The sequence below is a fragment of the Natronobacterium gregoryi SP2 genome, assembly GCF_000230715.2.
Classification (GTDB): Archaea; Halobacteriota; Halobacteria; order Halobacteriales; family Natrialbaceae; genus Natronobacterium; species Natronobacterium gregoryi.
The window spans coordinates 1,107,017-1,124,614 of sequence record NC_019792.1 but is presented as its reverse complement, the minus strand read 5'-3'; the positions used below and the strand labels follow the sequence as shown (position 1 = coordinate 1,124,614).

The 17,598-nt window shown below is 63.9% G+C and carries 19 protein-coding genes; 9 read left to right on the top strand and 10 right to left on the bottom strand.

The window, feature by feature from the left end; all coding sequences use genetic code 11:
• Positions 1-228: 228 nt before the first annotated feature.
• Positions 229-741: a DUF367 family protein gene (locus NATGR_RS05550; protein WP_005580652.1), complete on the top strand. Its 513-nt coding sequence runs from the start codon at positions 229-231 to the stop codon at positions 739-741.
• 49 nt (positions 742-790) lie between these two features.
• Positions 791-940 (top strand): 50S ribosomal protein L40e, encoded by a 150-nt coding sequence (locus tag NATGR_RS18770; RefSeq protein WP_005580653.1) that lies wholly within the window; start codon positions 791-793, stop codon positions 938-940.
• A gap of 328 nt (positions 941-1,268) precedes the next feature.
• On the opposite strand, the gene nadC is transcribed toward NATGR_RS18770, so the two are convergent.
• The 3 genes from nadC to nadA are packed head-to-tail and all read right to left on the bottom strand — an operon-like array spanning position 1,269 to position 4,752.
• Positions 1,269-2,090, bottom strand: a complete 822-nt coding sequence (gene nadC, locus NATGR_RS05545; RefSeq protein WP_005580654.1) for a carboxylating nicotinate-nucleotide diphosphorylase — start codon at positions 2,088-2,090, stop codon at positions 1,269-1,271.
• Between the two features lie 2 nt (positions 2,091-2,092).
• A complete protein-coding gene (locus NATGR_RS05540; RefSeq protein ID WP_005580655.1) occupies positions 2,093-3,610 on the bottom strand; it encodes an L-aspartate oxidase in 1,518 nt (505 codons plus the stop codon).
• 8 nt (positions 3,611-3,618) lie between these two features.
• Positions 3,619-4,752, bottom strand: a complete 1,134-nt coding sequence (nadA, locus tag NATGR_RS05535; protein ID WP_005580657.1) for a quinolinate synthase NadA — start codon at positions 4,750-4,752, stop codon at positions 3,619-3,621.
• Positions 4,753-4,947: 195 nt separating this feature from the next.
• On the opposite strand from nadA, the gene NATGR_RS05530 reads away from it, so the two are divergent.
• A complete protein-coding gene (locus NATGR_RS05530) occupies positions 4,948-5,979 on the top strand; it encodes a zinc-binding dehydrogenase (protein ID WP_005580658.1) in 1,032 nt (343 codons plus the stop codon).
• A 430-nt stretch (positions 5,980-6,409) separates the two neighbouring features.
• On the opposite strand, the gene NATGR_RS05525 is transcribed toward NATGR_RS05530, so the two are convergent.
• Positions 6,410-7,432: an AI-2E family transporter gene (locus NATGR_RS05525; protein ID WP_015233368.1), complete on the bottom strand. Its 1,023-nt coding sequence runs from the start codon at positions 7,430-7,432 to the stop codon at positions 6,410-6,412.
• 115 nt (positions 7,433-7,547) lie between these two features.
• On the opposite strand from NATGR_RS05525, the gene NATGR_RS05520 reads away from it, so the two are divergent.
• From NATGR_RS05520 to NATGR_RS05505, 4 genes are all read left to right on the top strand, one after another.
• A complete protein-coding gene (locus NATGR_RS05520; RefSeq protein ID WP_005580661.1) occupies positions 7,548-8,297 on the top strand; it encodes a DUF547 domain-containing protein in 750 nt (249 codons plus the stop codon).
• Positions 8,298-8,376: 79 nt separating this feature from the next.
• Entirely contained in the window at positions 8,377-9,225 is an 849-nt protein-coding gene (locus NATGR_RS05515) for a hypothetical protein (protein WP_231990839.1), read from the top strand.
• A 94-nt stretch (positions 9,226-9,319) separates the two neighbouring features.
• A complete protein-coding gene (locus NATGR_RS05510) occupies positions 9,320-10,108 on the top strand; it encodes an HNH endonuclease (protein WP_005580663.1) in 789 nt (262 codons plus the stop codon).
• 355 nt (positions 10,109-10,463) lie between these two features.
• Positions 10,464-10,655 (top strand): hypothetical protein, encoded by a 192-nt coding sequence (locus NATGR_RS05505; RefSeq protein WP_005580664.1) that lies wholly within the window; start codon positions 10,464-10,466, stop codon positions 10,653-10,655.
• Positions 10,656-10,668: 13 nt separating this feature from the next.
• Here the strand turns inward: NATGR_RS05505 and NATGR_RS05500 are convergent, their stop codons facing one another.
• The 5 genes from NATGR_RS05500 to NATGR_RS05480 all read right to left on the bottom strand — a co-directional run bounded on the left by NATGR_RS05500 (position 10,669) and on the right by NATGR_RS05480 (position 14,752).
• Positions 10,669-11,397, bottom strand: coding sequence for a nucleoside phosphorylase (locus NATGR_RS05500; RefSeq protein ID WP_005580665.1), 729 nt, complete (start codon positions 11,395-11,397; stop codon positions 10,669-10,671).
• 124 nt (positions 11,398-11,521) lie between these two features.
• Positions 11,522-11,821: a HalOD1 output domain-containing protein gene (locus NATGR_RS05495; RefSeq protein WP_005580666.1), complete on the bottom strand. Its 300-nt coding sequence runs from the start codon at positions 11,819-11,821 to the stop codon at positions 11,522-11,524.
• Positions 11,822-11,946: 125 nt separating this feature from the next.
• Positions 11,947-12,834, bottom strand: coding sequence for a carbohydrate kinase family protein (locus NATGR_RS05490; RefSeq protein ID WP_005580667.1), 888 nt, complete (start codon positions 12,832-12,834; stop codon positions 11,947-11,949).
• A 35-nt stretch (positions 12,835-12,869) separates the two neighbouring features.
• Positions 12,870-13,691: a DUF63 family protein gene (locus tag NATGR_RS05485; protein WP_005580668.1), complete on the bottom strand. Its 822-nt coding sequence runs from the start codon at positions 13,689-13,691 to the stop codon at positions 12,870-12,872.
• Between the two features lie 77 nt (positions 13,692-13,768).
• Entirely contained in the window at positions 13,769-14,752 is a 984-nt protein-coding gene (locus tag NATGR_RS05480) for a ribose 1,5-bisphosphate isomerase (protein WP_005580669.1), read from the bottom strand.
• Positions 14,753-14,824: 72 nt separating this feature from the next.
• On the opposite strand from NATGR_RS05480, the gene deoC reads away from it, so the two are divergent.
• Complete coding sequence (gene deoC, locus NATGR_RS05475) at positions 14,825-15,472, top strand: deoxyribose-phosphate aldolase (protein ID WP_005580670.1); 648 nt, start codon at positions 14,825-14,827, stop codon at positions 15,470-15,472.
• Here the strand turns inward: deoC and NATGR_RS05470 are convergent.
• Positions 15,469-16,782 (bottom strand): DUF418 domain-containing protein, encoded by a 1,314-nt coding sequence (locus tag NATGR_RS05470; RefSeq protein WP_005580671.1) that lies wholly within the window; start codon positions 16,780-16,782, stop codon positions 15,469-15,471. The genes deoC and NATGR_RS05470 overlap by 4 nt on opposite strands.
• Before the next feature lie 137 nt (positions 16,783-16,919).
• On the opposite strand from NATGR_RS05470, the gene NATGR_RS05465 reads away from it, so the two are divergent.
• Positions 16,920-17,594, top strand: coding sequence for a TIGR00266 family protein (locus NATGR_RS05465; RefSeq protein WP_074929741.1), 675 nt, complete (start codon positions 16,920-16,922; stop codon positions 17,592-17,594).
• Positions 17,595-17,598: the final 4 nt, after the last annotated feature.

Genomic DNA, 17,598 nt, shown 5'->3' with positions numbered 1-17,598 from the left:
CACCGTTCTTCGAGTCGTGTTACCTTCTGGCATTGCTACACACGTCACTCCAACTAATGGTATATAAATCCCCTGGGATTTGCGAACATAACACATAATATTATATTACTTGTCTAGGGTGGTGCCCCATCCACTCCATCAATAATAATTAATCACTGTGTTTGGGGGGTGCTGTGTAGTACTTACTCTGAGCAAAGTGTTTTTATATTAGAGTCCGACGGGGAGAACGTGGAGTGTCACGTCTACTACGAGGGCGACGACGACCCCGAGAAGTGTACCGCACGTCGCCTCGAGAAGTTCGACGAGGCGATCCTCTACCGGAAGATGGCCCAGGTGCCCTACGGGGTCGTCCTCAACCCGCACGCCGAGCAGGCACTCTCGCCGGCCGACCGTGAGGAGGGACTCGAGACGCTCGTCGCCCTCGACTGTTCGTGGGAGTCAGCCGAAGAAGCCGCGTTCCGAATGAACGGCGTCCACCGCGCCCTCCCGTTTCTGGTAGCTGCGAACCCGATTAACTACGGCCGTCCATTCCAGCTAACGACCGTCGAAGCACTCGCCGGCGCGCTCTGTCTCTTCGACGAGTGGGAGCGAGCCGAAGCGCTGCTCGAGCCGTTCCGCTGGGGTGACACGTTCTTGACGCTCAACGAGGAACCCCTGCAGCGGTACAGCGAGTGCACCGACTCGAGCGAGGTCGTCGCCGTCCAGGACGACTACCTAGCGGACGACGAGCCGACGGACTGAGCGCGCTCGGACCACAGCGGTTAAATGCACTACGAGCCAACGGGCTCCTATGCCAAGTTTCGACGCCGCCGAGAACCGATCTCTCGAGAAGATGATCTGCATGCGCTGTAACGCACGCAACCCGGCCGATGCCGACAGTTGCCGAAAGTGCGGGTACAAGAACCTTCGGCCCAAGGCCAAGGAACCGCGCGCTGCGTAACGACTGTCGTCACCACCAGCCGACACCCGCTTCTCCCGCTCCCGTTTCCGTTCCCGATCGGACAGCGTTTGCTCCCTCGCACGGGCCCTTCCTTCCAGAGACGTTCCATCGGCAGGAGCACGGTTATCGGTCCGTCTTCGAACGCTGTCGGTCCGGTGTCGTGTGTTCCGTCCATGCCCACCGGCAGCCACCTGGATCGGATAAACCGCTACTCCCTTTTCCCGAGGTAGAATTTTGGGGTGCTCGTTACATGATCCTCGCAGGTTCGGATCGGCGCGGTCACGGTTGCGTGGGGCTCGAACGGCAAAGACCGCTCGGCTCGTCGCCGCTATCCCTCGTCTCCCGTTCGGAAGGAGAGATCCAGCGACGGCGCGGAGTGAGTCAGCGCCCCCATCGAGATCACGTCGACGCCCGTCGCGGCGTAGTCGGCGACGGTCTCGAGTGTAATCCCGCCGCTTGCCTCCGCCAGCACGTCCTCGTAGTCGGCGAGGGCTTCGACGGCGTTTCTCGTCTCCGCAGGCGTCATGTTGTCCAGCAAGACGACGTCCGCGCCGGCCTCGGCAGCCCGCGGTGTGTCGGCGACGTGTTCGACCTCCACGTCGATTTTCGTCGCGAAGGAGGTGCGCTCCTGGAAGTGCTCGATCGCACCCTCGAGTCCCATCTCCGCGACGTGGTTGTCCTTGACCATCACCATATGGGAGAGATCGAGTCGGTGGGTGTCGCCACCGCCGGCGACGACGGCTCGCTTCTCGAGCCCGCGCAGTCCGGGCGTAGTCTTGCGGGTCGCGGCAATGTACACGTCGTCGGATTCGGTTCGTGCGCGCTGTACGGCCTCGTGCGTTCGCGTCGCAATTCCCGAGGCGTGACCCGCCAGGTTCACGGCGACCCGCTCACCCCGCAGCACCTCGCGTGTGGCTCCCTCGACGCGAAGGACCTCGTCACCGGCGTCGATTTCAGTACCGTCCGCGAGTCGTTCGGTAACGTCGACATCGAGATAGTCGAAGACGGCTGTCGCGGCCTCGAGGCCGGCGACGACGCCCGCCTCTTTCGCGACGAGTCGGCCGGTCGTCTCGCCGGGAACGTCGTTGGTCACGTCGTGGTGGCCGAGGTCTTCGCGGAGCCAGCGTTCGACCTGTGTATCGGTGATCATCGTCAGTCGTCCGCGGTTTCTCCCGTCGGTTGCGTCTCCTCGACGTAGTGACAGCCGACCGACTCCTCGTTCTCGCTTGCCGCTCGAGCGATCAGCAGGGCCGCGACGGTCGCATTGCGCAGTTCGTAGAGGTCCCGGGCAGTTCGCGTCCGAACGTAGGCGTCGACCTCGCCTTTGAGCCGTCGGAGGACGGCGCTTGCGCGGGCGATCTCGTCGGGGGTACGCTCGAGGCCGAGGTACTCGTCCATCGTTTGCCGAAGTCGGGTGAACTTCTCGGCGGCGAACCGGTCGGGAAGATCTGGATCGCTGTTACGGAGGTCGGGGGCCTCGACGACGGTCGGCTCGTGGTCACTGGCGGCGTCCTCGCCCGCTCGAAGGCCCCAGACCAGCCCCTCGAGCAGGCTGGTACTCGCCAGCCGGTTCGCGCCGTGGACGCCCGTCCGAGCACACTCGCCGACGGCGTACAGCCCTTCGAGGCTCGCGCGGCCGCGGTCGTCGACGTCGACGCCGCCACAGAGGAAGTGTTCGCAGGGCGCGACCGGAATCGCGTCCCCGTCGATCCCGCGGTCGCGACACTTCTCGGCGATGCCGGGGAACTCGTCCTCGAACTCGCCCTCGAGGGGACTCACGTCCAGGACGACCTCTCCCGTTTCCTCGCGTTCGGCGTCGACCGCGCGGGCGACGATGTCCCGTGGCGCGAGGTCGGCGTCGGGATGGTAGTCGTCCATGAACCGGTCGCCGTTCGCGTTCCGGAGGACTGCGCCCTCGCCGCGCAGGGCTTCCGAGAGCAAGAACGGGTCGTCCCCAGCGTAGGCCGTCGGATGGAACTGTACGTACTCGAGGTCTGTGACATCTGCACCAGCCAGCGCGGCCATCGCGATCCCGTCGCCGGTCGCGTCGTCGGGGTTGGTCGACCGTTCGTAGAGCGCCCCGATGCCGCCGGTTGCGAGGACGGTCGCGCCGGCGTAGATCGGTTTGCCCGTCGTTTCTTCGTCCGTGAGGATGCCACGGACTCGACCCTCGTCGGTGAGCAACTCGAGCGCGGCAGTGTCTTGGCGGACCTCGATCCGTTCGTGGTCGTCGACGTAGTGCAGGAACGGCCGCAGGATGTGTGTTCCCGTCGCGGCGTCGACGTGGAGAATGCGACGCTTCGAGTGGGCGGCCTCGCGAGTGTAGTCGAACTCGCCGCCGTCGGTTTCGTCGAAGGGAATCTCGAGAGTCTCGACGAGGACGTCCTCGACCGCGTCGTCGGCGTGTTCGACGAGTGTCTCGACGGCTTCGGGGTCGGCGGTGCCGTCGCTGGCCTCGAGGATGTCTTCCTCGAGGCTCTCCGGATCGTCGCGGGTCGTCGAGATGCCGCCCTGTGCCCAGTCGGTGCTCGCGCCGTCCGGCCGTGTTGCTTTGGTAACGAGTAGTACCTCGCTGCCCTCGCTCGCGGCGGCCAGTGCGGCCGCACAGCCGGCGATACCGCTGCCGACGACGAGAACGTCCGTCGTGTCGTGTTCGGTAGTCGTAGTCATCGTTACAGTTAGATCTCGAGCATGCGGTCGAGTGCGACTTCCGCGAGTTCTTTCTCTTCGGGCGCGACTTCGATCACGTTGCGTTCTCGGCCCTCGACGAGCTCTTCGAGTACCCACGTGAGGTAGTTCGGATCGATCTGTCGCATAGCGTTACAGTCCATGCAGGCGTCGCCACACAGCGCCAGGACATCGACCTCGGGATGCCAGCGCTGGAGGTGGTTCGTGAGGTGGATCTCGGTGCCGATCGCCCACGTCTCGCCGGGGTCAGCGTTTGCGACGGTCTCACAGATGGTGCTCGTCGAGCCGACGACGTCTGCGGCCTCGACGACCTCGCGGCGACATTCGGGGTGGACGACGACCTGCGCGTCGGGGTGGTCTGTCCGGATCTCCTCGATGTGTGTTTCGCGGAACCGTTCGTGCACCTGACAGTAGCCGTCCCAGAGGATGATGTCGCTCTCAGCGACCTCCTCGACGTCTTTGCCGTCGGGGTCCCAGGGGTCCCACTTGGCGATCTCGTCTTCCATGCCCAACCGGTATGCCGTGTTCTCCCCGAGGTGTTTGTCCGGCAGGAAAAGCACCTTGTCGCCACGTTCGAAGGCGTACTCGAACGCGCGGTGAGCGTTCGAGGACGTACAGACGAGTCCCCCGTGGCTCGCACAGAAGGCTTTCAGGTCGGCGTAGGAGTTCATGTACGTGATCGGGACGATGTCGGCGTCGGGTGCGGCCGCAGTAATCTCGGCCCACGCGCTGTCGACCTGTAACGCTTCGGCCATCCCAGCCATCGGACAGGATGCCTCCATCGACGGGAGGATCACCGTCTGGTCGTCGTCGGTGATAATGTCCGCGCTCTCGGCCATGAACGTCACACCGCCGAAGACGACGTACTCGGCGTCGGCCTCGGCCGCCTCCTTCGAGAGTTGGTAGGAGTCGCCGATGAAATCGGCGTGTTCGACGATTTCCCGTCGCTGGTAGTTATGTCCGAGGACGACGACGTCGTCGTCGAGTTCCGCGAGTGCAGCCTCGATACGTTCGGTCCGTTCAGCTTCCTCGAGGTCCCGGTAGTGGGTCGGCAACTGCTCGAGGTTGTCGTATTTGAACAGACTGAGATCGGTCTCCAGTTCTGTTGTTTCCATTTCGACCATCTTGCGACACCTGTAGTAGCTCACACGTCACAGGCCCATATTGAATAACTTTTTCCTTCGATACCGTCGTATGGTGGATTACTATCAATGGATACCACGGGAGAAAGTCGTCACAGACGGCAACGCGTCTCTGAGTGCGCCCGGAGCCCGGTTGTATCCTCCAGTACTTTGTGTTCGGTTACCGTTGGAAGGGACATGCAGGCCGTCAAAATCACCGCTCACGGAGGACCAGACGTCATCGAGTACGGCGAGTACCCCGACCCGGAGATCGATCGCGACGAGGTACTGGTCGACGTGAAAGCCGCCGCGCTCAACCACCTCGACATCTGGACGCGCCGCGGACTGCCAACGCTCGACCTCGAGATGCCACACGTTCCGGGCAGCGACGGCGCGGGGATCGTCGAGAGGGTCGGCGAAGACGTCATGCGATTCGAGGACGGCGACCGCGTCGCCCTGTCGGCCGGCGTCGGCGACCTCCGGATGGACGATCCGACGCTCGACCCGAACTACCACGTCATCGGCGAGCACGTTCCCGGCATCCACGCCGAGTACGCCGCGATCCCCGAGGACAACCTGATCGCTGTCCCCGAAGACGTCGACTGGACAGTCGCCAGCTCGAGTTGCCTGGTCTTCCAGACTGCCTGGCGGATGCTGATCGACCGCGCCGACCTCGAGGCAGGCGAGACAGTCCTCGTGTTGGGTGCAAGCGGTGGCGTCGGCCACGCTGCCGTCCAGATTGCCGACTACGCGGGTGCGGAGGTGTACGCCACCGGCAGTACGGAGGAGAAACTCGAGTACGCCACAGAACACGGCGCGGACGACGTCTGCAACTACGAGGAGGAGAACTTCGCGGAGTGGGTGCGAGCGGAGACGGACGGTCGCGGGGTCGACGTCGTCGTCGAACACGTCGGTGCGCCGACGTGGCGGGATTCGATCAAGAGCCTGACGACGGGTGGTCGGCTGGTCACCTGCGGTGGCACCGCCGGCGGCAATCCAGAGACTGATATCCCGCGAATCTTCTGGAATCAGTTGCAGATCATCGGGTCGACGATGGCCACACCCGGCCAGGTCGACGACGTGATGGAACTGGTCTGGGACGGCACGTTCGAACCTGCGATCAGGGAGGAACTCCCGATGAGCGAGACTGCACGCGCCCACGAGATCATCGAGAACCGCGAGGGTTTTGGCAAGGTCGTCGTTCGGCCGGACAGTGAACTGGAGCAATAAACTCGTGCGGCGTTGACGAGACGCGAAGCGTCTCGTTCGCACACCAGAAATCAAAGATTTCTGGGGACGCTGTATCCCCTCCCTGCTCGCGCCTTCGGCGCTCGCTGAGGAAGGGGCATTAGCGCCTCGATCCAGGTAAAAAACCGGGGGGATGGGGTGTCGCTGCCGTGGGTGTCGACGGGTCACGAACGTTGGTGGCTCGTTTCGCTCTCGCGATCGGTGGGGATGCGTGACCCGTATCGCCGTGGTGTGCTCGTTCGGACGCCCTGCTGTACGTCGGTGACGGCGCAACTGCGCCGGAACGTCGTTACAGTGGATCGAATCACACGATACCTTTCCCGATCATCGAACTTGCTATCGTCCGACGGCGGTCGTTACTTTCACCCCCGCCATCATAAATCATGTGGTTGTGTACCACACTCATGGGCCGTCAGTACTCGGTTCCGGTCCCGCCCTCGAGTCGTTCGTAGTGGTCGTCGATGACCGAAAGCGTCGCGATCAGCGCACCAACGACGACGGGGCCGAAGAACAGGCCCATAATCCCGAACGCGTAGATGCCGCCGAGAACACCGAGGATGATGACGGCTGGACTGATCTCTGCGTACCGGTCGACGACGATCGGCCGCAGATAGTCGTCCGCGACCCCGACGACGATGGCGCTGTACACGGCCAGACCGAGCGCGAGGACGGGTTCACCGGTCGCGAAGAGATAGGCGACAGCCGGTCCCCAGACGATGAACGCGCCGATCAGCGGTATCAACGAGAAGATGACCATGACGAACGTCCAAAACGCGGCGTTGGGAATCCCCGTCGCGAACAGCCCCAGTCCCGCGATCACCCCCTCGACGACCGCGATCAGGACGTGACCGGCGAGGACTGCCCAGGTAACTTCCTCGAGTTCGTCGTAGAGGTCGTCCTGGACGTCGTCAGGCAGCGGCGTCGTCTGTCGTACCCAGTCCAGCAACACGTCGCCGTCTTTGAGCAGATAGAACAGCAGGAACAGTGCTAGCCCGATGCCGATCAGGGTGTGGGTGAGGACTTCTAACCACGCCGTCGTCTGCTCGAGCATGATCGTCCCGATCTGTTCGGCGGAGTCGACGATCGCTTCCGTGATGTCGACGGTGACTCCGAGTTCCTCGTCGATGGCGTCCTCGATCTCGGTCAGCCGGAGCGCTTCCGGTTCGACCTCTTGGAGGATGTTCGCGGCGTCGTCCGCGACGACGAAGGCGACGAGCGCGAACGGGACGATGAAGCCGACGAGCGCGAGCGCGACCAGCGCGAGCGCGACGATCGTCTTCGAGAGAGACTGCTCGAGCCGTCGCTGGATCGGAGAGAGCAAAAACGCAACCAGCACTGCAGCGAGAACGTACTGGAGGAACGGATCGATGAGTTGCCACGAGAGGTACGCGAAGACGACGAAAAGCGCGACGAGATAACCCCTGCTGAGATTCACGGGACTGTCCACTACGGTTGTCCCGATAAAACCGGCCCAGGACTGTCAGTGAGAGCGACTGTCGTGACGAGTCGCCACACGGCTTCAAGATCCTGGTTCGCCAATCTGTAACTGGATGTCCACCCAGATCGACCCGCTCTCCCTGTCCGGTGATCTGCTCTATGCAGTCAAGACCGGAGCCGAGGTAGCGGGGGGCGACACCGCTCGGTTGCGTGAGCGACTCGCAACGCTCGAGCGGTCTCGCCTGGCCCGGGCACTGTCCAGTCGGGAGCGGAAGCTGGCGTTCTGGCTCAACTGTTACAACGCCTACGCACAACTTCGCCTCGAAGAGGAGCCGGGGATACTCGAGGGTGGGCTTCTCGATCGCTGGAAGTTCGTCGGCAAGGACCGGATTCCGGTCGCCGGCTGCTGGCTGAGTCTCAACGACATCGAACACGGACTCTTGCGGAGTTCGAAGCATCCATGGGGCCTTGGCTACCTGCCGCGGCCGTTTCCCTCCTCGTTCGAACGAGAGTTTCGACTCGAGGGCTGTGATCCACGGATTCACTTCGCACTCTGTCGAGGCTCCGAGAACAGTCCGCCGATCGCGATCTACTCGCCGGCAGACGTCGATGCAGAACTCGACATCGCAATCGAATGGTTTCTCGAAGAGAGCGTCGAGTACGACTCCGACGCCGACGTCGCGTCGATTCCGCGCTTTTTCCGCCGGTACCGCGGAGACTTCGGCGGCAAACGCGGCATCGTCGAGTTCCTCCGGCGGTACAATGCAGTGCCCGACGACGCGACGCCGTCGCTCGAGTACGAAGCCTCCGACCGGGCACCCGACTTCGACCTCGACCTCGAGTTAGACGAGTTGCGGCCGTAGTCGTCGGTCTCGAACTGGTCGTTCGGGACGGCCGAACGTGACAAAAGTTTATCTTTATGCGAGAGGAATGATCGTCGGAATGGGGCGTATACTCGGTCGCACGCTTCCCGCCGATCGAACCGAACGGGCTGCTCTTACGGGCGCGCTCACAGCCCCCGTCACAGCCCTGGGCTACGTGTCCGTGTTCGGCTACGGCACCGACGGACTCTACCCGCCCGGCGCAGTCGCCGTCGGTTTCGCGATCACGGGCGCGTTGATCGCCGGCTCGTACGCCGCCGGTTACCTCGCCTCGGCGGCCGGGTCAACCCTCGCGGTGCTCGTCCTCGGTCCACTGTGGTTCCTGCCACCCGAGCCACAACTTGGCTCACCGACGGCAGCGGATGCGACCACCCCGATGCTTGCGGCGCTTCTCCTCGCGGCGGGGCTCGTCGTCACCGAGTACACGCTCCGGAACCACGGGACGATCCGCAACTGGCTCACACCCTGGACAGTCGCCGTCGGTGTCGCCGGTGGCAGCGTCCACGCACTCGCTGCCTTCTGGGCGAGCGCGTTCGTCCGACAGGAACCGATACTCGAGCAGTTCGTCTCTCTCGAGCCCGTCACGATGGTTGTCACGTTGTATGCCCTGCTCGGGCTCGTGCTCGTCGGGGCCGTCCCCGCCGTCGCGTTCTCCCGGCGTCGGCTCGTGATGCCAACTATCGCGCTCGGGGCACTCTTCGTGTGGACGTATCTGTCGGCCTGGGAATCGCTCGCCACTCACCGAGAGACCGGCGGGGCCGCAGCCAGCATCTCGCCGGCGATCGATGGGCTCTACGTTTTTCTCTGGATGGGCCCGCTCGCGGTCGTCTGTGCAGTGACTCTCCTCGAGTACGGAGGACGCGCGGTCCTCGCAGATGCTTTCGAGAGACGATTCGCGGACGATAGTTGACCGCCATCACTAGCCTGTCTGATACTGTCACCAGCGCGTCATCGAACGCGCGAGACTCGGTGCGTTTTTATAATTTCGCTGTCTTCGCTCGCCCGTGACTTCCCGCGAGTGGCACGGCGACCGAGACGCCGTGCTCGACCGAGACGACCACACCTGCCGGCGCTGTGGAGCCAGCGGCGACGACGAAACGGTGCTTCGCCTCTACCCCGTCGGTGACGTTCCGCTCGAGGGGTCCGTCCACGAGAGCGCTCTCGTCACCGTCTGCTCGCCGTGTTTCGCATCCCTGCGCCGATCCCCGACCGCCGCGGACGCGGTTCGACTCGACGCCGACGATCTCTTCGAACTCGTCCGCGAGACCACCCAGCGACAGGGAGTGACGGTCTCGGCCGTCGCCTCCTTCGCGTCACTGTCGACCTCGCTCCCCGGCGACCTCGAGGACGGCGACCTCGATGAGGCTGGCTACGTCCAGGCCCGTCGCGAGGTCTTGCTCGCGATCGACTCCGTCCCGTCGCGACTCGAACGACTCACGGTCGCCGAAACCGACCACCTCGGAGACAACATCGTGGAGCCACTCGAGACCGTCGTGGAGTCAGCGACCCAACTCCAGTCGGAACTCCACCGACTCGTCACACTCGGCGAGTCGATCGTGGCCGGACTGGACCGCTGTCACGGCTGTCTCGAACCCCGCGCCGCCGACGAGGCCGACGGTCGGTGTCCGACCTGCGGACTCGAGTACCGGAACGTCGACGGCTGGCGATCGGACGGCGAAGTCGCGTTCGAGTTGCTGTACGACGAGGTAAACGAGACCCTGCAGGCCGCCTCGGACACGACCGAATCGTTGACTGAGGGTGCCGCGGGACTGGCCGAGGGACTCCAGTCGTAGTTTTCGTCCTCGGCTGTTATCGAACGGTTCACACACCTTATCCGCCACTCCCTCCATCGGCCAGTATCAGTGAAGGATGTAGAACGGGAGGTCGAAGTTTACTAATAGCTGTCAGAAAGGGAGTGGTGAATACAGGGTACGAACTTTTTCCGCGTCGGGTTCGCCTTCGGCGAATCACTCTCTGCTCACGGATGCAAGCATCCGTTCGCATGGCTCGCGGGACCGTAATGAGTGACAGAAGTTTTGGGCGTGCTCGAGGAGTCCGGCTCGACTTCTGACGCGTCGTTGGACGATTCCTCGTCTGACGACCAGCTTTACCGGTCGAGTCGCCGACTCCGTGTCTACGGACGAGAGAGTGAGGCTACTCGCGGGCGGTCGCGGACGGCTTGCGTTCCTGGTCGACGGCGTCCTCGTCGTCTGCTTGATCGTCGTCGTGACGCTCGCGTTCCGGGTCGCCGGCTGGCCGCTGTCGGCGGACGACGTCGTCGTCTTCGGCGGCGTGATGGTCTACTCGCTTGCGCTCGAGCCGTGGGTGTGGCGAGAGTGAGGGGAGCGGGCGATTACAGGTCCGTCGCGGCCTCGAGTGCGATGTCGATCGCGCGGCCGACGTTGTTCTTCGCTTTCTCGGGGAGTTCGTCGTCCTCGGTGTCGGTGCCTTTCTGGGTTCCTTCGACGAGGTTGCCGTCGACGGTACAGATCGCACCGGCGCGCAGCCCCCTCCGCCGGGCCAGCGAGAAGACGGCGGCGGCTTCCATCTCGACCGACAGCATACCGGCGTCCTCCCAGTCGGCGACGTACTCGTCGGTTTCGGCGTAGTAGGCGTCGTCAGAGGCGATCGGGCCGACGTGAATCGCTTCGTCGTTGGCTTCCGCGGAGTCGACCAGCGCCGAGAGTACGTCGTAGTCAGGGACGGCGGGGTAGGAGACGTCCTCGTAGCGCTTCGAGGTGCCCTCGTTTTTCGCCGCACCGGTCGCGACGATCATGTCGCCGATCTCGATGTCGGACTGGAGAGCGCCGGTCGTCCCGACGCGGACGACCGTCTCGACGCCGACGTTCGCGAGCTCCTCGATCGCGATCGCCGCCGACGGACAGCCGATCCCCGTCGAGCAGATCGTCAGCTCGCGGCCGTCGTAGGTGGCGTTGACGACTTTGTACTCGCGGTTCTGTGCGACGGTCTCGGACTCGTCACAGTGGTTTGCGATGCGATCGACCCGTCCCGGATCGCCGGGAATGAGTGCGATATCGGTCAGATCTCCCGCTTCGACCAGCAGATGCGGTTGGGTTGCCATACCGACGGCTTCTGTCGGTGACGAGAAAAAAGGTTCGAGACTTCGTACGGACCGCCATGAACCGTCGTCGACACGACCCGCAGGCGGACCGCGGTGCGTCGGTACACCGGTACAGCAGGCCGTCTCAGCCCGTCGCCGACACCTCGACGTGACCGGGGTAGACCCGAACCGCGGTTCGCTCGACTTCGAACTCCACGACCGACGCCGACCGCGCGCCGTCCTCTGTCCCTGCAACCAGTGCGTCGAGTGCTTCCGGATCGACGTAATCGTACAGTCGCGTGCTGGGATCGGTCGCGTCTTCGTCGTGGTAGCGTGCAAGCGCCGTTGCGACTGCGATACTTGCCGATTCACCCTCCGTTCGGTCGTACCGGACGCGCCGCCTGCAGGTGCGCCCGTCCGACTCGTATATCCCTCCGTCCGTCATGTCTCTCAGTCACGTCACCGTGACTGTCTACTCGAGGAGCCAACGTCTGCTGGTATATAGGTACCGTCAGACGACATTTGCTGAAGACTGCATGTCGTTTTCCACCATGAAATCACTCACTCGCTTCAATACTGTGAACGCAGAAACTTCTCGACCGTCGTCGCAGTCGGCGCACTCCGTGCCCCTTCCTTGCTCGCAGTAAGGGCTCCACAGGCGTTCGCGTACTCGAGCGCTCGCTCTAAGTCGCCGTCGGTAAGCGCCACCGCGAGAAAGCCAGCCGCGAACGCGTCGCCTGCACCGGCCGTATCGACTGGTTCGACGTCGAACCCTGGGTGGTCGTAGGTCAGTTCGGGAGTGTGGAGTTTCGCCCCGTCGCCGCCGTGTTTGACGACGACGATCCGATCACCGTACTCCGACCCGACGTGTTCGTACTCGCCTTCGAGCAACGAGGCGATCTCCCTGTCGTTGGCGAAGAGAATGTCCGCGAGCGCGAGCGCGTTACCGTACTCCCGGTCCTCGAGTCGGCGTCCGGGATCGAAACTGATCGTGACGCCTGCGTCGCTTGCGATCTCGGCGATCCTGGTGGCGGTATCGGGTCGCTGGCTCGTGAGGTGGACGTGGTCTGCCGAGCGGATACGGTCGGAGTCGACGTCGTCCGGCGCGACGGCCTCGTTGACGCCGTCGTTGCCGAGTACTGCGACCTCGCCCTCGTCGTCGACGAGCAGGTACTTGACGGCTGTCTCGGCGTCGTCGACGACCCGGAGCCCCTCGAGGGAGACGCCCGCCGCCTCGAGATCGCGTCTGGCGAGAACGCCGTTGTCGTCGTCGCCGACGCTGCCGACGAGGCCGGCGTCGACCTCGAGGCCGGCGAGGGCGGCGGCGACGTTGGCGGCACTGCCGCCTCCGGATTGAGACTGGGAGCGGATCGCTGACTCGCCGTCGGGTTCGGGGAGGCGATCGACGCGGAGGGTGACGTCCCAGTTGACGTGCCCGGCGGTAAGCACCGTAATCATGAGCTGTGAAAGATTGGTGTCCGTGGGGGAAAAGTCTAGGCGACGACGAACAGCAGAGTGTTGTGAACGCCCGGCCCGAGGCCGATGGCGGCGACGAGTGCGAGGATCGTCCTGGCCTGCCGTGGTGCTTCCTCGACGTACTCTCTGAACAGCCCGAGGATCGCAAGCGCGAGGCCGACCTTCACGAGCACGAACAGCCAGCCCCCTCCGATGTACTCGGCGGTCGGCAGCGCCGATCCGGTCTCGAGAATCATGCGTGAGAGCGGCACTTCCTCGCCAGCACCGAGCACGTCGTAGCCGATCGCGGTCGAGATACCATCGAGCGTGTGACCGAAGACGACGAGTGCGCCTGTCGCTCCGGTCGTCGCGGCGACATCTGTAAACCAGAGCCCGAGTGCGAGCCAGGCAAGCGCGGTGACGATGCCGGAGGCGACGACGGCGATAACTGGCCAGAACGGCTCGAACGTTCCGGCCCCCCAGCTCCGTCCGATCGCGAGCATCGCGAAGACGGCAAAGAAGCCGGTCCCCGTAATCCCGACGACGCGCTCGCTCGTCGGCTGGAGCCCACCTTCCTGGAGGAAGATCCCGAGTATCCAGGCGGCCCCGGCAACGATCGCTGTGATCAGATAGACGCCCGGCGAGGTAAACAGCACTTCGACTGTCTCCGGATACGCCCCAGTCCGATAGAGAACGTGTAACGTCGCCCCGAACAGCATCCACGGAACGAACGCGACGACGGTTCGATCGGTCACCGGCGGCTCGAGTTCCCACAGCAACGCCAACACACCGCCCAGCACCGCCAAGATCGGCACGAGGAGATACCACGGTGGGAGGACAAACCCCTCTGGTAACACCATACGTTCATTGGCTCAGACCAGTACCAAACCGTTTCCGATCGTTCCTCGGTCCCGGAGAGTCCGATCGCGAGAACCCGCTACACTTCCCAGGGTTCGCCCGTCGTCTCCCCGAACAGTTCCCGCATGAGCGTCACGATACTCTCCGGCGGGAACTGGCCGTGTTCGGTGACGATCGCGTCGACGTGGCGTGGCGGCGTCACGTCGAACGCCGGGTTCTCGACGGTCAGTCCGTCGTCTGCGGAGTCGACGGCGACATCCGTCCGCTCTTCCGGCGGCAGTACCTCGTCTTCGTCCCGGTTCTCGATCTCGATCGTGTGACCGGTCATCGTGTCCGGATGGAGCTTGATCGTCTGTGCCGCAACCATCACCGGAACGCCGCGTTCGCGGGCGTTGACCGCCAGGCCGCTGGTCCCGATCTTGTTGATGACGCTGCCGTCCGCCGCGATACTATCCGCACCAACGAGGACGTGGTCGGCTTCGTCGAGATAGCGACGCGCCGCGTTGTCGACGATCAGCGTCACCGGCACGCCCCACTCTCGGAGCTGGCGAGCCGTGATGTGACCCTGCTTGCGGGGACGAGTCTCCTTGACGATCGCCTCGAGCGACTTCCCGTCCTCGAGTGCGGCCTCGATACACGCCAGCGCGTCCGTCGAGTGACAGTGAGTCAGCACCACGTCGCCGTCCCGAAGGCGATTGGCTCCGATCTCGCCGAGATTCGTCTGCGCTTGCTCCAGGTCGGACCGAAACGTCTCCGCGCGAGCGACCGTCGACTCCCGCAGTTCCGGGACGATCTCTCCGTCCATCCCTCGGAGCACGAACCGGAGGGCGTTAGGGAGGCTGACCGCAGTCGGCCGCGTCTCGTAGAGCGTCTTTGCAGCCGCTCGCAACTGATCACGGAACGCCGCCGGCGTCTCGGCGCTCGAGTGTCGAGCCTGGGTTGCAAGCGCCGCCGCGGCCGCGTCGGCGATCGTCGCAGCACCGCGTATCTCCATCGACGCGATGTCGTCTGCAGTCTCGAGGACGGCCGGGTCGACGGCAGTCCCGGAGTCGTCTGTACTCATATCGCCCCTCTTGGGACCCGCGAGGCAAAAGGAATCGGGCGGCTTTTTCCCCGTCCGGCGAGTCGGTCCGCTATGGACCGTAGCGAACTCGCCGCGCTGATCGACCACACGGCACTCGGCCCCGAAACGACGCCTGACGACGTTCGGGCGCTGCTCGAGGAGGCCGACGAGCACGGGATGAACGCTTGCATTCCGCCCTACGCCGTCGAAGCGGCGGCCGACTACGCACCCGAGGTGACGCTCGCGACCGTCGTCGGCTTCCCTCACGGCCACCACCTCGCCGAGAGCAAGCGACGCGAAGGCGTCGACGCCTGGCAGGCCGGAGCCGACGAACTCGACGTCGTTATCAACGTCGGCCGGCTGAAAGCAGGCGAGGACGACGCCGTCAGGGCCGAGATCGCAGAACTCGTCGCCGCCGTCCCGATCCCGGTCAAAGTGATCGTCGAGACGGCCTTGCTCTCCGAGGCAGAGACACGACGGGCCTGCGAGGCCGCGGTTGCTGCCGACGCGGCGATGGTCAAGACATCTACTGGGTTTGCCGATGGCGGTGCGACTGTCGCAGACGTCGAACTCATGAGCGAGTACCTCCCTGTCAAAGCCAGTGGCGGCATCGGCAGCTACGACGATGCGATGGCGATGGTCGAAGCCGGAGCAGAACGAATCGGTGCCTCGAGTGGCGTCGAGATTCTCGAGGGAGCGCCAGTGGCAGACGACCGCTAGTCCTTCTCGAGACGCATCGGCTGACGGTCCCCGTACGTGAGCGTCCGCCAGACCCACTCGACTGGACCGAACCGGTACCGGTTTAGCCAGGCGACCGACAGCGGTACCTGGATCGTCCAGATCAGGACGACCACGCCGAGGAGTTCGGCCCTGCTCAACTGACCGAACAGACCGATTCCGTGGCCGTAGAAGATCGACGTGGCAAGCACCGTCTGCAACAGATAGTTCGAGAAAGCGGTTCGACCGACCGCAGATAGGGCAGTCGTCACGAGCCCGCCGGCGGCGGCTCGACACAGTAACATGGCCCCGGAGACGTACGCGAGTGCGACCAACAGCGATCCCCAGTAGTTGAACTGATGGGCGAACAGGAGCACGTGTGCGGTATTCCAGTCGACCAGTTCGCGGTACCAGACACCAGTAAGAATCAGTGCCAGCCCCACCGTCGCGCCGCCGACGAGCAGTCGTCGGTAGAACCGCGTGCTCCGCTCGTTCGAGAGGACACCCCACTTGTAGAGGGCCATCCCGACGATCATCAACCCGCCGAGTGTCCAGAACGACTCGAAGACGAACCCAACCGTATGCATCATGGCGGCGGTCGCGATCCGGTGGTCCATCTGCTCGAGCCAGCCACCCCGGTAGGTAGCGATTTCTTCGTCGACCGCATCCGGATCGGCCCCGGTGCCGGTGAGCATCGCCTGCTCGATTTCGGCCTGTGTGCCCGCGTCGGCCACCACGTAGCCGACGCCGCTCAGCAGATAGAACAGTGCCGGCAGTGCGAACATGACGAGTCCGAGTGCGAGAAGCCACTTCGGTCGCCAGTTGCGGACGAAGACGAGGACGAACCCACAGAGTGCGTACGCGACGAGGATGTCGCCGTACCACAGCAGGTAGGCGTGGCCGAGTCCGATCACGAGTAGCCAGAACACTCGACGGAAGTGGAGTCGACGAGCGGGCTGGCCTTTCCGTTCTTTCGACTCCAGAAAGAGGACCATCCCGGCCCCGAAGAGGAACGTAAACAGCGTGACGAACTTCTGCTCGAAGAAGACGTGACTGACGAACCAGGCGACGTAGCTCCCGCCCGAGAAGTCACCGTAGAGCGTCGGATTGTACGAGGCGACCATCGGCATGGCAAACAACCAGACGTTGATGACTAAAATCCCGAGCAGGGCGAATCCTCGGAGGACGTCGAGCCCCAGGATGCGGTCGTCTGGATCGGTCGGACCGGACTCGTCGCCGTTGCAAGCGCCAGCCCTGCCTCTGTCTGCGGTAGTACTAGCGGTGTCTTCGCCCGGAGATTGCTCGGACGTCATACGTGCTCTCACTTGCTGATCGAACGATACGTACTTGGAGCCTCCGGAGCCGTCGAGGGTATCTGCTCTCTCTTTCTGGAACGGGCCGAACCGGTAGAAAGTATTTATCCTCTCGGTGTCAGATGCGAACCGATCGGATGGACTACGAATTCTCCCACGATCCGTCCTACACCCTCGGGACGGCGCGACTCGAGAACGGCGAAGCGATCACGGTCGAGAGCGGTTCGATGGTGTCCTACAGCGAACACGTCGAAATGGAGACACACAGTAGCTCCGGCGGCTTGCTCTCGTCGGTGAAAGACTCGATGCTCAGCGGCGAACAACTGTTTCGGAACACGTTCACCGCAACCGCCAACCGCCAGACCGTCCAGTTCGCCCACACCCAGCCCGGCGACATGCGAGCTCTAGAACTGGCGGGCGAGTCGGTGTACGTCCAGTCGGGCTCGTACGTCGCGAACGGCCCAGGCATTGAGACCGACTCGGTCTCTGGCGGGTTCGACTCACTGCTGGGTGGGAAGGGACTGTTCGTCCTCGAAGCGAGTGGCACCGGCGACCTGTTCGTCGGCAGCTACGGCGGCATCGTCGAACGAGAACTCGAGCAGGGCGAGCAGGTGACGATCGACGCCGGTCACTCGGTCGCCTGGGACGAGTCGGTCGAGTTCTCGACGCACCGCGTCGGCGGTCTCAAAAAGACGATGTTGAGCGGGGAGGGATTCGTCATGACCTTTAGCGGCCCGGGACGGGTCTTCCTGCAGACAAGGGACTACGATTCCCTCCTTGCGGACATCTCGGCGAACATCGATCCGGAGTAGTCGG